Consider the following 14474-nt stretch of genomic DNA (forward strand, 5'->3'; position numbering starts at 1 on the left):
TGTAATAACGTAACTAAGCAAATCCAATTTAATAGTTTTTCTTATCTAGAGAGGTATAGGGACTGGCCCGATGACACCTCAGCAACCGCCATTTTATGGCATGGTGCTAATTCCAGCAAGTTGATAACACGACTTGGTAGATGAGGAGAAGACTTATTCAGATTTAGAGTCTACTTCCTTTATTCAACATAGGAAGAGGCTCTTTTTATTTTAACTAATTTTCCCATTAAGTAACATATTTTGAAGAATGATGAAGAGAGTTTCCGGAACGGGACTTTGGGAAAGTGAAAGGAGCAAGTGATAGTCGTGAATTTACTAGATACTATGAAAGAACGAATTTTGATCGGTGATGGTGCAATGGGAACTCTACTTTATTCTCACGGTGTGGATCTTTGTTTTGAAGAGCTGAACTTGACACATCCAGATCAAGTGCTTCGCATCCACCAAGCCTATATAGAGGCAGGTGCGGATATTATTCAAACTAATACGTATGGTGCGAATTATATCAAGTTAGCACGTCATGGGTTAGAGGACAGTGTAAAAAAGATAAATAAAGCCGCAGTTCAAATTGCGAAAAACGCAGCGGGTAAAAATACGTTCGTCCTTGGAACTATCGGGGGTATTCATGGATCTCGAACATCCATTGGAACAAAGGATGAAATCAAGCGCAGTTTTAGGGAACAACTATATTGCTTACTTCTTGAGGGAGTGGACGGCCTACTTTTAGAAACTTATTACGATTTTGATGAATTAACAACCGTGCTCAAAATTGCACGTGAGGAGACAGATATCCCGATTATTACGAATGTTTCAATGCATGAGGCGGGGGTGCTCCAAAATGGGATAGAGCTCATAGATGCCTTACAGCAGTTGGAGGATTTAGGTGCAGATATAGTAGGCATTAACTGTCGCCTTGGCCCTCACCATATGCTGAAGTCTCTAGAAACTGTGCCGTTGATGAAGCGTGCTTTACTTTCGGTGTATCCGAATGCTAGTTATCCAGGATATAAGGATGGGAAACTTTTTTACGAAAATGAGCCTGAATATTTCGAGAAGTTCGCACTGAGTTTTCGGAAGGCAGGAGTTAGTTTAATAGGAGGATGTTGTGGGACGACGCCAGAACATATTAGGGCCCTAGTGAAAGGACTTACAATTCGGGAACCAATTCAAGAAAAGCTTGTTAAGAAGAAGGAGGTAAAGACAGAGGTTGTGGAGTCTGAATTGAAGGAATCTCAACCCCCAACATTGCTTGAAACAGTGAGAAAAAGACATTCGATAATTGTTGAACTTGATGCGCCCAAACATTTAAACACGGGCAAGTTCTTTGAGGGGGCTCAGGCGTTAAAGGATGCAGGCGTGGATGCCATTACACTGGCTGATAATTCCCTAGCGACGCCAAGAATTTGCAACGCTTCAATGGCTTCTCTTGTTAAACAAAAGATTGGTGCAACACCTTTGGTCCATATTACATGCCGAGATCGCAATCTAATTGGATTACAGTCACATCTCATGGGATTACACACACTGGGTATTACTGAATTGCTAGCGATTACGGGGGACCCTACGAAAATTGGTGATTTCCCCGGAGCAACATCCGTTTTCGATGTGACATCCTTTGAATTGATTCAACTCATAAAGCAATTCAATGAGGGCATTTCAAAGTCTGGAAAGTCATTGCAACAGAAAACATCCTTTACTGTGGCAGCGGCCTTTAATCCGAACGTGCGTCATTTAGATCGTGCTGTGGAGAGATTAGAGAAAAAAATAGAAGCAGGAGCCGACTATTTTATTACCCAGCCTATCTATAGCACGGAGAAGATAATAGAAGTATACGAGGCAACAAAACATATTGAGACGCCAATTTATATCGGAATTATGCCGCTGACCTCATCGCAAAATGCCGAATTTCTACACAATGAGGTACCAGGCATTAAGTTGACGGATCAAGTACGTGCAAGAATGGCTTTATCTGATGGTAATCGTGAGCAGTCTACGAAAGAAGGTTTAGAGGTTTCGAAAGAATTGATCGATGTGGCGCTGGAGCATTTTCATGGCATCTATTTAATCACTCCCTTTATGCGCTATGACATGACTGTGAATTTGACGGAGTATATACACGGTAAAGTGGACGTGATTGTAGCAAGGGAGGTGGTCCAAACCGAGAGTATCGTGTATTAAAACAGGTTGAAAAAATACAATAAAAAATAAAGGGGCTAACATACAATGGTAAAAGTACAAAGTTCAACTAGTGGATATCCAAGAATCGGTGGAAAACGTGAATGGAAAAGGGCGTTGGAAAGTTTTTGGAATGGGGCAACATCAGAAGAACAGCTACTGAAAACAACGGAAACGCTTCGTTTAGAAAGTCTACAGAAACAAAAAGAATTCGGTGTTGATCTAATTCCGGTTGGAGATTTTTCATTATACGACCATGTGCTGGACACATCTATTATGTTTGGTGTCGTACCAAAACGCTTCGAGTATGCGGGTGGTAAAGTACCTTTGGAAACATACTTTGCAATTGCGCGTGGAACTAAAGATGCGGTTGCCTCAGAGATGACAAAATGGTTTAATACAAATTATCACTATATTGTTCCGGAACTAGAAGGTGTAACGCCGCAATTAGTAGAGAACCGCCCGCTCGCTTTTTATAAGGAAGCAAAAGAAAAGCTGGGTATTGATGGCAAGCCGGTTATCCTAGGCCCAGTTACATATATTAAACTGGCAAAATCTTTTGGCGAAGAGAATTTTTCTACTTTATTGCAACAGTTTACGCCGTTGTACATTGAAGTATTGAAAGAGCTTGTAGTGGCAGGCGTTGAGTGGGTTCAGATTGATGAGCCGATTCTTACAAGTAAGTTGACAGAAGAGGATTTCCAACATGTGCAACAGGCATACGCAGCAATTCATGAAGCAGTGCCACAATTAAAGATTATCCTACAAACTTATTTTGAAAAAGTAGCTAATTATGAAGCGGTTGTTGCGCTGCCGGTACACGGATTTGGTTTAGACTTTGTTCATGGCGATTCGCTTGAATTGCTACAAAAATATGGTTTCCCTCAAGACAAAGTACTTGCGGCGGGTGTCATTGATGGTAGAAATGTGTGGAGAGCGGATCTGGATAAAAAAGTAACACTATTAGAAGAAATTCAGTTACATGTTGATAAAAGCCGTTTGATTGTTCAACCTTCCTCTTCACTTCTTCATGTTCCTGTCAGTACGGAAACTGAAGAGAAATTGGATCCAATTATTAAAGGCGGTCTGTCATTCGCTGATCAGAAGCTTGCTGAAATTGTGCTCCTTAGTCGGGGGATTCACGATGGAACTGAAACGATTGCGACAGGACTTGAGGAGAGCAAGAACGCACTTGCTCGTCTAAATAACTCGAAGTATCGGCAAAACGTTGAAGTGAAAGAAACGATTGAAAATCTAACTGAGCAAGATGTAAATCGCTCATTGCCATTTGCGAAACGAATTATCGAGCAGCAAAAACGTTTTAATTTGCCTCTTCTGCCGACAACGACAATCGGGAGTTTACCGCAGACGCCAGAAGTAAGACAGACAAGATCTAAATGGCGTAAAGGAGAAATTACAAACGAGGCCTACGAGCAATTTATCAAAGATCAGATTGACAAATGGATTGAAATTCAAGAAGACATCGGCATTGATGTTTTGGTCCATGGTGAATTTGAAAGAACAGATATGGTTGAATACTTCGGTGAAAAGTTCGAAGGATTTGCAGTATCACAGTTTGGCTGGGTTCAGTCTTATGGTTCGCGTTGCGTCAAGCCACCACTCATTTTAGGTGATGTTGCGTTTAGTGAACCAATTACTGTGAAAGAAAGTGTATATGCTCAAACGTTAACGACGAAGCCTGTAAAAGGTATGCTGACGGGCCCTGTAACGATTTTGAATTGGTCCTTTGTCCGAGATGACATTCCACGTTTCGACGTATTGAACCAAATTGCATTTGCACTTCGTAAAGAAATTGAAGAGCTTGAAAAGAACGGTATTCGCATGATTCAGGTAGATGAACCTGCGCTTCGAGAAGGTTTACCGTTGGATCAAGATAAACGTGAAAGTTACTTAGATGCTGCTGTCTATGCATTCAAATTGGCAACTTCTTCTGTTGAAAATGACACGCAAATTCATACGCATATGTGTTACTCGGAATTCAGCGGTATTATCAAATCCATTAGCGCGCTGGATGCAGATGTTATTTCAATCGAAACGTCAAGAAGTCATGGCGAAATTATCGCTGCATTTGAGAACAATACGTATGATAAAGAAATTGGCTTAGGCGTTTATGACATCCACAGTCCACGTGTTCCAAGCAAGGAAGAAATGAAACAAAATATTAATCGTGCACTCAAAACAATTAATCCAAAACAATTTTGGATTAATCCGGATTGTGGCTTGAAAACAAGAAAAGAAGAAGAGACAATTGGCGCTTTGAAAATCATGGTTGAAGCGGCGAAAGAAGTTAGAGAAAGTCAATTGGCTACGCTTAAGAATTAATTATTTAAGTTGAAATGAAGATTCATTTCAAATCCGCTTAGGCTACCTCAGTAAGGCACCATTGCTTTGTTATTACATGTATTCATATGTTCACAATAAAAAAGGTATCTTCCCGTGCATTAATGACGGGGAGATACCTTTTTATTGTGGTCGGGGGAATATTGGTCTGCGAAGTATATGCTCGGTTGGTGAGGGATATGATCGGTTGCGTGAAGTATATGCTCGGTTGGTGGGGGATATGATTGGTCGTGTGAAGTATATGCTCGGTTGTCGGGATATATGATTGGTCGCGTGAAGTATATGCTCGGTTGACGGGATATATGATTGGTCGAGAGAAGTATATGCTCGGTTGTCGGAGGATGATTGGTCAAGCGAAGTATATGCTCGGTTGACGGGGTATATGATCGGTCGGGTGAAGTATATGCTTGGTTGGTGAGGGATATGATTGGTCGAGCGAAGTATATGATCGGTTTGCGTGGTATATGATTGGTCGCGCGAAGTATATGATCGGTTGTCGGGATATATGATTGGTCGGGTGAAGTATATGCTCGGTTGTCGGAGGATATGATTGGTTGTCGAGGGGATATGATTGGTCGCGCGAAGTATATGCTCGTTTTGTGGAGTATATGATCGGTCGCGTGTAGTTTATGCTCGTTTTGTGGAGTATATGATCGGTCGCGCGAAGTATATGCTCGGTTTGCGTGGTATATGCTCGGTCGTGTGAAGGATATGCTCGGTTGGCGAGGGATATGATTGGTCGGGCAAAGTATATGCTCGGTTGTCGGAGGATATAATCGGTCGTGTGAAGTATATGCTCGGTTGTCGGGATATATGATTGGTCGCGTGAAGTATATGCTCGGTTACGCAGGAAAATATGATGAGCTTAGGTCAGCATTTTTACTTTTGCCTTATGTGGTATCCTTTCATATACTATGGCACTTTGAAGTGCGTACTACCTAATTTGATTTACTTGTGTATAATTAGTATAGGAAGCTGAATTACAATCACAATCATATATAATAGAGGAGTTTTACATCATGGCAATTAAAGTTAAGGCAATTATCGGTAGTACAAGTTCAACTTCATTCAACTTGAAAATAGTTGAACATATGAGAAGTCGTTATGCAGATCAATTAGACATTACACCTGTCTTTATCAATGATCTTGATATGTTTTCAATTGATATAGAAAGCAACCCATCTGCAAACGTAGTTGATTTTAAAAATAATGTAAAAGATTCAGATGCTGTATTATTTGCAGTTCCTGAATATAACTTCTCTATTCCAGGCGCAATGAAAAATGCAATCGACTGGTTATCACGTGGTGGAGATTTCACACTTAAAAACAAACCTGGCTTCATCGTAGGATCATCTATGGGAGCATTCGGAAGTATCCGTGCGCAACTCCACTTAAGAGAAATTCTGTCAAATCCGGCGTTAGCTCCTATCTTACTGCCAGGTAACGAAGTATACATCGGTTCAGTTCATGAGAAAATGAACGAAGCTGGTGAACTTACTGATAAAGCTACGATCGATTTCTTGGATTCAGTAGTATTTAACTTTATTGAGTTCTATAACAAAACAAATACTACAGTTAAAGCTTAAGAAATCTCCTGATCATCAAAAACAGACACTCCCTGGAGAGTGTCTGTTTTTGATTTATCCATTATAGTGCGTCGCTGGTATTCTGGCTAATTCTTTTCTTTTCAATATGTGTGGCATGACCGGTGCCCCATTCGTGCATAATTGCTAAGATGGGCTGTAAGCTTTTTCCGTAATCCGAGATAGAATACTCAACTTTCGGGGGGACCTGTGGATAGATGACTCTGTTAATAATATCTTCATCTTCCAATTCCCTTAATTGCTTGGTTAACATTTTTTGGGTAATCCCTGGCATTAATCTTTTTAATTCACTAAACCTCTGAGTTCCTTCAGTAAATAAATGCAGTAAAATGATTGGTTTCCATTTACCTACTAAGATACCTAAAGCTTCGTCAACTTTACATAGTTCAGGCTTTATCCCCATAATAACCTCCATTAGTATCTTTTTGTATACTATAGCACTTTCAAGTGTGTACTTCACATTTTGGTGAATTTATTCCATAATAACATATATAGTGATCCATTACTATTCGGTAAAATTTAGCTATATATGCTGAACAAATGAACAGTTTTCTAAACTTAGCGAAAGCACCTTACAAGGGGCAGCTGAAGCCTGTCTTAGGACGGGGCACTCCTTAGCACCGTTGCTAATACAATGGGATCTTTTAATTCAACATATACAACCAAAAACAGAAGGAGGAATTTAATATGAATAATAAATCGGTCTTTTCAAGGGGAATCAGAAGTGTAAGGGATGTCGTTTATCAGGAACACTCGCCAACTCATAAAGTAGGATTGGTCATTGAACCGGGAAACTGGGAAGAAGTCGATCCATTTCTATTGATGGCTGAAGACTTTTTCGTGCGTGGAACATTTGGCATGCATCCACACCGTGGTATTGAAACTGTTACGTACGTCATTGATGGGACGCTAGAACACTTTGACAATAAGACTGGGGGAGGAGAACTACATCCAGGAGACGTTCAATGGATGACAGCGGGTAAAGGAATCATTCATACAGAGGATCCGGCTGTTGGGGAAACGGTTCAATCCCTGCAACTGTGGGTCAATCTTCCAAGTGATAAAAAAATGACGGAACCGCGTTACCAGAACATGCGTGCACAAGATATGTCGGTCCGTCATGAAGACGGCGCTACGATACGTGTCTTTTCCGGTTCTTCGGAAGGTGTTACGGCTGACACGAAAAATCACGTGCCTGTTACGATGGTTGAATTGATCATTGAACCCGGTACCACTGTTACACAGGACCTTCCCGGCAGTTACAATGGATTTCTGTATATAATAGAAGGAATAGGGACATTTGGCAGTGAAAGCGTGGAGGGGAAGAAGGGGCAGGTTCTCTGGTTGGAACGTGGAACAGATGAAGAACAAACTGAAGTGAAGATTCACGCAGAAGAGAAACTGCATATCATGTTATATGCAGGTAAGCCTGTCGGAGAAAAAGTAGTAGCTCGCGGCCCGTTTGTGATGAATTCAGAAGAAGAGATTATGCAGGCCTATAAAGATTACAGAGAAGGAAGATTCGAGTGAACATGTACCAGTGAATTTAGTGCGGAATCACAAAGTATGAAATATTCTAATAGATTTGATATGATTTTAAGTGAAATAAGAAAATGGGAGTTGCTGATATGGGAAGTAAGATAGAGCAGGTAGCGAGTTTTAAAGAAGCAATGGGGAATTACCCGACGGGAGTCACTGTCGTTACAGCATTTGATGCAGATAAAAAACCGATGGGATTAACGGTCAATTCATTTGCATCGGTATCATTAGAGCCTTTACTAATTTTATGGTCCATTGATAAAAGAGTATCCACTTATAGTGACTTTCTAGATGCTGAAAAATTTTCGGTGAATATTTTGGCAGCAGATCAAAGTGAGTTATGTACGTTATTCTCGAGCAGGGTTGCTGATCGATTTAGTCAATGTGATTGGAAAGAATCGGATTTAAACCTACCAGTACTTTCAAATTCGCTTGCGGTTTTACAATGTAAGACGGTGCAACAAATTGAAGCTGGAGATCATACGATATTAATAGGCGAAGTATTAGATATTCAGAATGAAAGTAAAGAACCACTTCTGTATCACCGTAGAACTATAGGTGCAATTCCAGAAGAATTTTATAGCTGACAGTGTCTATACAATCTTCAGTGTAGAAAGGCGTGTCATCAGTTTAATCTACTGATGACACGCCTTTTTTTCTTGAAAAAGAGGCTCTGTTAAAGTTTAATGTTGATATAGGGAAAAATTAGAACTTCCAATTATCCGGAAGTTCTAATTCGTAGTACAGCCTTCTTATACTAATGTGCCCATTTATGGAAAATAATTGTTAGGGATAAATTTCTTCTTTTTTGCTATAAATTTCATAAGCAAAATAGCCAACTAATAAACCTATCCCAGGTCCCCAAGCAATTGCAGATAGTAAGGGAATTAGGGAAAATATGTTTAAAAGTACAGCAATAGCGAATCCAATCATCATTCCGAATGGTATTAAACTATCTAATAAATTTTGAGCACTTTTTGACTTTTTCTTACCAAGCGTGCCTTTCTTATACTTATGTTTCATTCTTAGAATTACAAATACTGCAATTCCACCCACTATTACAATGGGTAGTAAAATACGCACAAATTCCAAAGTTGAGCCCATATTATAATCCCTCCTTTCTTTTGCTTTTGAATTGATTCAATTTTAACATAGTTTATTCCATTAAATGGTCCGTTAGTTGAATAAGAACTACTTTTTATAGTGCGAATCCTATATATGTTGACATAAAGAATCCACTCAACAACGCTCGGCTACCCCTATGAGGCGCCTTCGCTGGAGATTATATAGAACCATTAGTTCAACATATATAGGTGCATCATAGGTTTCTGTATTTTGTGTTAGATTTCCTCTGATAATCAAGTCATTCAAAGTGACTTCATTTCTCTGATATTGGCTACTTTCTAATACTTGAAACCAAGTGAGATAGTTGTTCAAATATTTAGTTGCAGATCACCTGGAATAGTGTCTAGCCCCACGAGCCATTGCCGCAGAACATCGCGATCTTAGCCTGCCTACTTCCTTTGATTGAATTATGCCTGTTGCATCTTAAAGGGCATCTTGCGCTTTTCTCAAGCCAAGGATACAACGTTCTTGCGGACCGCCTTACTGGAGATGGCTAGCACTAGAACTAGGCCCGCCGCCATTAATGCGCCATCGAGTAGAAGTGGCAAGCCCCAGCTGCCGGTGTTATCTCGAATGACTCCGGAGACGACAGGTGAGAGAACTGCTCCGATTTCTCCAATCAAATTGAGCATTCCAAACATGGATCCTCTGCTTTTTTCGGGCGTCAAATCGGAAGCCAGAGCATGTGCCACCGGTTGCAATGCAAAAAAGAATAATCCGGAGACAAACAAAATGACAGACATAACGATGGGGTTGTTATTGCCCATCATGACATAGACTGCAAATATAAAAATAGTTACAGTCAGTACAGCGGTTAGTACAGCAAGGACGTTACGTCGCCCATTTGGACGATTGGCCACTATGTCAGAAATTTTGCCGCCAAGAGGAAAACCAATGATTCCGGCCAAACCATTAAACGATGCAATCAAAGCGGCAGCCATTAACGCACCGCCACCGAAATCTTTGACGATAGAGACGGACCAAAATCCGTAAAACCATAGATGCCACATGATAGGGATAAAGAACAAGTACAATAAGAAAAGATTCTTATTCGCTATTAACGGTTTTATTTCAGACTTCTTCGTTGTGTATAAATAAAGTATTAAGAGCGGACAAAGTGCAACAAGAATGACCGCAATCGCGATAGAGGATAGACCTAGTTTGACGGAAAAGTAATAGATGCCCATCACTATGACAAGAAAAACGGCTGAGTACATGGACATGTACAATAGCCCTTTGCTAAACTGTGCTTTAATACCAGGTGAAGACAAATCTACAGAAGCACTTGAATCGTTTTTGGGCTTCATATATTTAAATAGTAGGAGTGCAATAATGAGTGTAATTGTTCCGGTCACGAAAAAAGGAAAGCGCCAAGCCCCTTCACCCATTAATGGTTCTGCGACTGTAATAAGATAAGGGACGCCAAGTGTGCCCGCTGTCAGACCAACAGAAAGTCCGGTAAGCGCCACGCCCATTCCTAATCCAACTTTTTCAGGAGGTGTATGATAGGCAATATAAGAGCGGTCATTCGAATAAAAAACGCCTTCGCCTAGCCCGAGTAGGACTCGGAAAAGAATAAATGCAACAAGGCCTCCCACCAAACCCGTTAATAAAGTGGCGATTCCAGCCCAAACAATACTTAAAATGATAATAGCACGATAGCCAAACCTGTCCCCAAAGTAGCCACCAGGAAATTGCATTAACATAAAACCGGCAAAAAATAAACTACCAATCAATCCGCCAATTCCATGGGGGTTTGCCACGACTGCAAAAAAAGAAACTTCATTTTCAATCATATATGTAATGATCGGCCCAGTTGCAACCCGGTCAACGTAAGAAACAAACCAACCTAAAAATAACAAGCCCCAAATCGTATGATATCTTTGCAAACCTTCCTTTTTCATTTCTCACACTTCCAATTCTATTGTTAATAAAACAAAATGCCCCTCCACTGTGTTAGTAGAGAGGCATTCGAGAGAAAATACCCTCTCATTTTCCAAAGCATAGTGCTTTGCAGGAATTAGCACCTTATCAACATGATTGTTGAATGGTTGCCGGGTTTCATAGGGCCAGCCCCTCCACCGCTCTTCATAAGAGTTTTATTAGCCTATTTAATTTGTAAAGGTTACTGCCAAACGTCTTGCGCGATAGTTACAACATGACGAACTTTTTCCCATTGTTGTTCTTCAGTTAACTGATTACCTTCTTCTGTTGATGCGAAGCCACATTGTGGGCTTAAGCATAGTTGATCTAAAGGAACATACTTTGAGGCCTCTGCTATTCTTGCTTTAAGCTGTTCAGGGGCCTCTAATTCGCCGAATTTAGAGGTGATCAAGCCTAATACGACGAAAAGGTCAGGGCGATTGACATGGCGCAACGGTTCAAAACTGCCGGAGCGTTCGTCGTCAAACTCAAGGAAAAGACCGTCAACATCTAATCCGCCGAAAATTGTTTCGGATACATCCTCGTAGCCACCACTAGAAAAATAGGTCGATTTGAAGTTGCCGCGGCAAATATGCATCGTCACGAGCAAGTCGGCAGGCCTTTTCGCGATGGATTCATTGATGGCACGTGCCGATAGTTGTACAAGTTTGTCAGGATTTTGCCCCTTCGCTTTCAATGTTTCCCTTCCTTCTTCCGATAAGAAGGAAGCCCAAGACGTGTCATCGATTTGAAGATAACGACATCCCTCATCGTACAGTGCTTGAATTACGTCTTGATAGGCTGTAACCAAGTCATCAAATAACTCTTCGTCATTTGCATAGATGCCTTCTTCGAATGTCGCTCTGTGAATCAGCATATTCGGGCTTGGAATCGTGAATTTTGCGACTGCATCAACTGCGATACTTTTCAGGAACTTGAAGTGTTCAATCATGTAATGGTCGCTAAACCCAATTTTTCCTGTCACTCTAATGCCGTGTGCTTTCGTTACAACACCATTGAATTGGAGTCCTTTATCTGTTTCGAAAAACTCAACGCCGTCAAAGCCAGAAAGGAAGTCAAAATGCCACCATTTACGGCGGAATTCTCCGTCCGTCACAGAATTAAGTCCAGCTTCTTTTTGCTTTTCGACGAGCTTTGTAATTTCTTCGTCTTCGATTGTGCGTAATTCCTCGGCAGTGATATCACCGGTTTCTCTTTGCAAACGCGCCTGCTTTAGGCGTTCTGGTCTTAAAAAGCTCCCGACGTGATCTGCTTTAAATGGTGCTTTCGTCAAAGTTTGTTCGGCTATAGGTTTTGTCAATTTAAATTCCTTCTTTCCAATATAATAATGTTTTCTTTAATGGTACTTAATTAGGTATGGCAACTTTTTCACTTGTTTTAATCAAGGCTTGATCAAAATCGGCAATCAAGTCATCGACATGCTCGAGTCCAACAGAAAAACGTAGCAGACCATCGGTAATACCACGTTTCTCCCGTTGTTCTTTAGGCATGGCGGCATGGGACATCGTTGCAGGATAGGAGAGAATTGATTCAACTCCGCCTAGACTTACTGCGAAAACGGGTATCCGAACGTTTTCAACAAAGGCCTTTGCTGCATCTCTGTTTGGCAAACGGAAAGATAAGACAGCGCCTGGACTTGTCGATTGTTTCGAGTGGATTACGTGTCCTGGATGACTTGCTAACCCTGGATAAAACACCTCTTCTACTAACGGGTGGTCGTTCAAGTACGAGGCTATTTTACTCGCCGATTCGGATGACTGTGTTAAACGGGCACCTAGCGTTTTAATTCCTTGAATTAACGCGTAAGAATCTTGTGCGCCTAGAATAGAGCCGAAAGAGTTTTGAATGAATGCCAATCGATTGCCAAGTTCTTCCCCCTTTGTAACCGCTAGCCCAGCAATGATATCGCTATGCCCCGATAAAAATTTGGTAGCACTATGAACAACGATATCAACTCCAAGATCTAGTGGACGCTGGTAAAGTGGCGACATGAATGTGTTGTCGAGAAACGTTAGACAGTCATTCAATTTTGCAAGGTCAACTATCGCTTCAATATCTGTAATGCCCAAACGCGGGTTGGATGGTGTTTCAATATAGATCACTTTTGTATTTGGACGGATTGCACGTGCGGTTTCATCTACATTCGCTAGATCTACAAAAGTATGGTCGATACCGAATTTCGGTAATACCTCGGTTACGAATCGGTATGTGCCGCCGTAGACATCTTCGGTAACCACGATATGGTCACCCGAAGAAAGGAGCATAAATGTAGCTGAGATGGCAGCCATTCCGGAAGCGAAGGCCAATCCGCGCGAACCGCCTTCTAGTGAGGCAATCGTTTTTTCCAACGCATCCCTCGTTGGATTGCCCGAACGGCTATAATCATACGGCCCGAATGCATCGAAGCTTTCCTGATGGAACGTTGAAGATAAGTAGATAGGAACGTTGACAGCACCTGTTTTTTGTTCGTAATCTCCGCGGGTCGAAGCATGGATAATAGTCGTTTCCAACCGTTCTTTATTCAAACTCATCGTTGTAGCACCCCGCTATTCAAAGTTGCAAACACTTGCTTCAAATCTGCGATCAAATCGTCAGCCTTTTCGACTCCGACAGAGAAACGTAAAAGTCGGTCGCAGACGCCACGTCGTATTCGTTCTTCACGAGGAATATCGGCATGTGTTTGCGTTGCAGGGTAAGTGATGAAACTTTCCACTCCACCAAGACTTTCCGCAAATGTAATGAGCTGCAGATTTTCAAGGAATGGCCCGACCGATTCACTATCGTTCAGCCGAAATGATAGCATTCCACCTTTTCCTGGATAGAGAACGTCCGTAACAAGTGGTTCATCTTTCAAATAATTGACGATTATTTTCGCGTTTTCATCATGCTGTTTCATTCTTAAATGCAGTGTTTTCAGCCCTCTGATGATTAGCCAAGAATCGGAAGGGGAGAGGACTGCGCCGATAGCATTATGGTTGGCGGCAAGTTGTTCGCAAAGTTTTTCACCTTTTGCAACGACAAGTCCCGCGAGGACATCGTTATGTCCACCGATATATTTCGTTGCGCTGTGCATGACAATGTCAGCCCCGAATTCAATCGGTCTCTGGAAATAAGGCGTTAAAAATGTATTGTCAACAATCAACAGTAAATCATGCTTTTGAGCCAGTTCTGCATACTGCCGAATATCAAATTCTTGCATGAGTGGATTGGTCGGTGTTTCTATGAAGAGCGCTTTTGTCTTCGAAGTGATCAACTTTTCGGTCTCGTTCACATCGGCGAAACTCGTATACGTTGTACCGATTGAATAAACGTCGGAATACTGTTCGAGCAAGCGATATGTGCCACCGTAAATATCTTCTGGGACAATCAATTCATCTCCAGGACGGAACAGCGTTAAGATAAGCTGAATCGCCGCCATACCAGAACTGCATGCATACCCTGCATCACCGCTCTCTAAGTTTGCAATTCCATCTTCCAATATGGAGCGGGTTGGATTTTTTGTCCGTGTGTAGTCGTAGCCAGTCGATTGACCGAGCCCCTTATGTTTGTACGCAGTTGATAAATAAATCGGAGGGTTGACAGCGCCCGTCTTCGGATCACTGTTGTTGCCTAATTGGACTAGGATTGTATTCAAACTTTGTTTTGTCATTGTAGTCACCCTTTTCTTTTAGATTACAAAAGGGGACCCTCTATAAGAAGAGGGTCCCCGAAATATCGTAGACTATC

General features: G+C 41.5%; 11 protein-coding genes, 1 pseudogene and 2 riboswitches. Of the genes and pseudogenes, 5 read left to right on the forward strand and 7 right to left on the reverse strand.

Going from position 1 to position 14474, the window contains the following annotated elements; all coding sequences use genetic code 11:
• The first annotated feature begins 38 nt into the window (after positions 1 to 38).
• A riboswitch (SAM riboswitch) is annotated at positions 39 to 147 on the forward strand.
• A gap of 159 nt (positions 148 to 306) precedes the next feature.
• The 3 genes from H7992_RS02805 to H7992_RS02815 all read left to right on the forward strand — a co-directional run bounded on the left by H7992_RS02805 (position 307) and on the right by H7992_RS02815 (position 6122).
• Positions 307 to 2178 (forward strand): bifunctional homocysteine S-methyltransferase/methylenetetrahydrofolate reductase, encoded by a 1872-nt coding sequence (locus tag H7992_RS02805; RefSeq protein WP_067205481.1) that lies wholly within the window; start codon positions 307 to 309, stop codon positions 2176 to 2178.
• Positions 2179 to 2223: 45 nt separating this feature from the next.
• Positions 2224 to 4518 carry a 5-methyltetrahydropteroyltriglutamate--homocysteine S-methyltransferase gene (gene metE, locus H7992_RS02810; RefSeq protein ID WP_187046580.1) on the forward strand — a complete coding sequence of 765 codons (2295 nt, stop codon included), beginning with the start codon at positions 2224 to 2226 and terminating at the stop codon, positions 4516 to 4518.
• Positions 4519 to 5555: 1037 nt separating this feature from the next.
• Entirely contained in the window at positions 5556 to 6122 is a 567-nt protein-coding gene (locus tag H7992_RS02815) for an NADPH-dependent FMN reductase (RefSeq protein ID WP_082786472.1), read from the forward strand.
• A gap of 61 nt (positions 6123 to 6183) precedes the next feature.
• Here the strand turns inward: H7992_RS02815 and H7992_RS02820 are convergent, their stop codons facing one another.
• The gene (locus H7992_RS02820; RefSeq protein WP_187046581.1) at positions 6184 to 6543 is read right to left on the reverse strand and encodes a winged helix-turn-helix transcriptional regulator; all 360 of its coding nucleotides are present in this window, start codon (positions 6541 to 6543) and stop codon (positions 6184 to 6186) included.
• Between the two features lie 284 nt (positions 6544 to 6827).
• Between H7992_RS02820 and H7992_RS02825 the strand changes: the two genes are divergently transcribed.
• Positions 6828 to 7670: a pirin family protein gene (locus H7992_RS02825; RefSeq protein ID WP_067205490.1), complete on the forward strand. Its 843-nt coding sequence runs from the start codon at positions 6828 to 6830 to the stop codon at positions 7668 to 7670.
• Positions 7671 to 7768: 98 nt separating this feature from the next.
• Positions 7769 to 8266: a flavin reductase family protein gene (locus tag H7992_RS02830; RefSeq protein ID WP_255428568.1), complete on the forward strand. Its 498-nt coding sequence runs from the start codon at positions 7769 to 7771 to the stop codon at positions 8264 to 8266.
• Between the two features lie 199 nt (positions 8267 to 8465).
• Here H7992_RS02830 and H7992_RS02835 read toward each other — a convergent pair whose 3' ends face one another.
• The 6 genes and pseudogenes from H7992_RS02835 to H7992_RS02860 form a co-directional block, all read right to left on the reverse strand.
• Positions 8466 to 8783, reverse strand: a complete 318-nt coding sequence (locus H7992_RS02835) for a hypothetical protein (protein ID WP_082786473.1) — start codon at positions 8781 to 8783, stop codon at positions 8466 to 8468.
• Between the two features lie 135 nt (positions 8784 to 8918).
• A pseudogene (locus H7992_RS24560) lies at positions 8919 to 9128 on the reverse strand (hypothetical protein); the annotation flags it as partial.
• Between the two features lie 122 nt (positions 9129 to 9250).
• Entirely contained in the window at positions 9251 to 10708 is a 1458-nt protein-coding gene (locus tag H7992_RS02845; protein ID WP_187046582.1) for an MFS transporter, read from the reverse strand.
• Positions 10709 to 10790: 82 nt separating this feature from the next.
• A riboswitch (SAM riboswitch) is annotated at positions 10791 to 10901 on the reverse strand.
• A gap of 28 nt (positions 10902 to 10929) precedes the next feature.
• A complete protein-coding gene (locus tag H7992_RS02850) occupies positions 10930 to 12048 on the reverse strand; it encodes a 5-methyltetrahydropteroyltriglutamate--homocysteine S-methyltransferase (protein WP_255428569.1) in 1119 nt (372 codons plus the stop codon).
• 46 nt (positions 12049 to 12094) lie between these two features.
• Positions 12095 to 13279: a cystathionine beta-lyase gene (metC, locus tag H7992_RS02855; protein WP_187046583.1), complete on the reverse strand. Its 1185-nt coding sequence runs from the start codon at positions 13277 to 13279 to the stop codon at positions 12095 to 12097.
• Complete coding sequence (locus H7992_RS02860; RefSeq protein ID WP_187046584.1) at positions 13276 to 14397, reverse strand: methionine biosynthesis PLP-dependent protein; 1122 nt, start codon at positions 14395 to 14397, stop codon at positions 13276 to 13278. Before H7992_RS02860 ends, metC begins: the two co-directional genes overlap by 4 nt.
• Positions 14398 to 14474: the final 77 nt, after the last annotated feature.

This window comes from Sporosarcina sp. resist, from assembly GCF_014302295.1.
Lineage (GTDB): Bacteria > Bacillota > Bacilli > Bacillales_A > Planococcaceae > Sporosarcina > Sporosarcina psychrophila.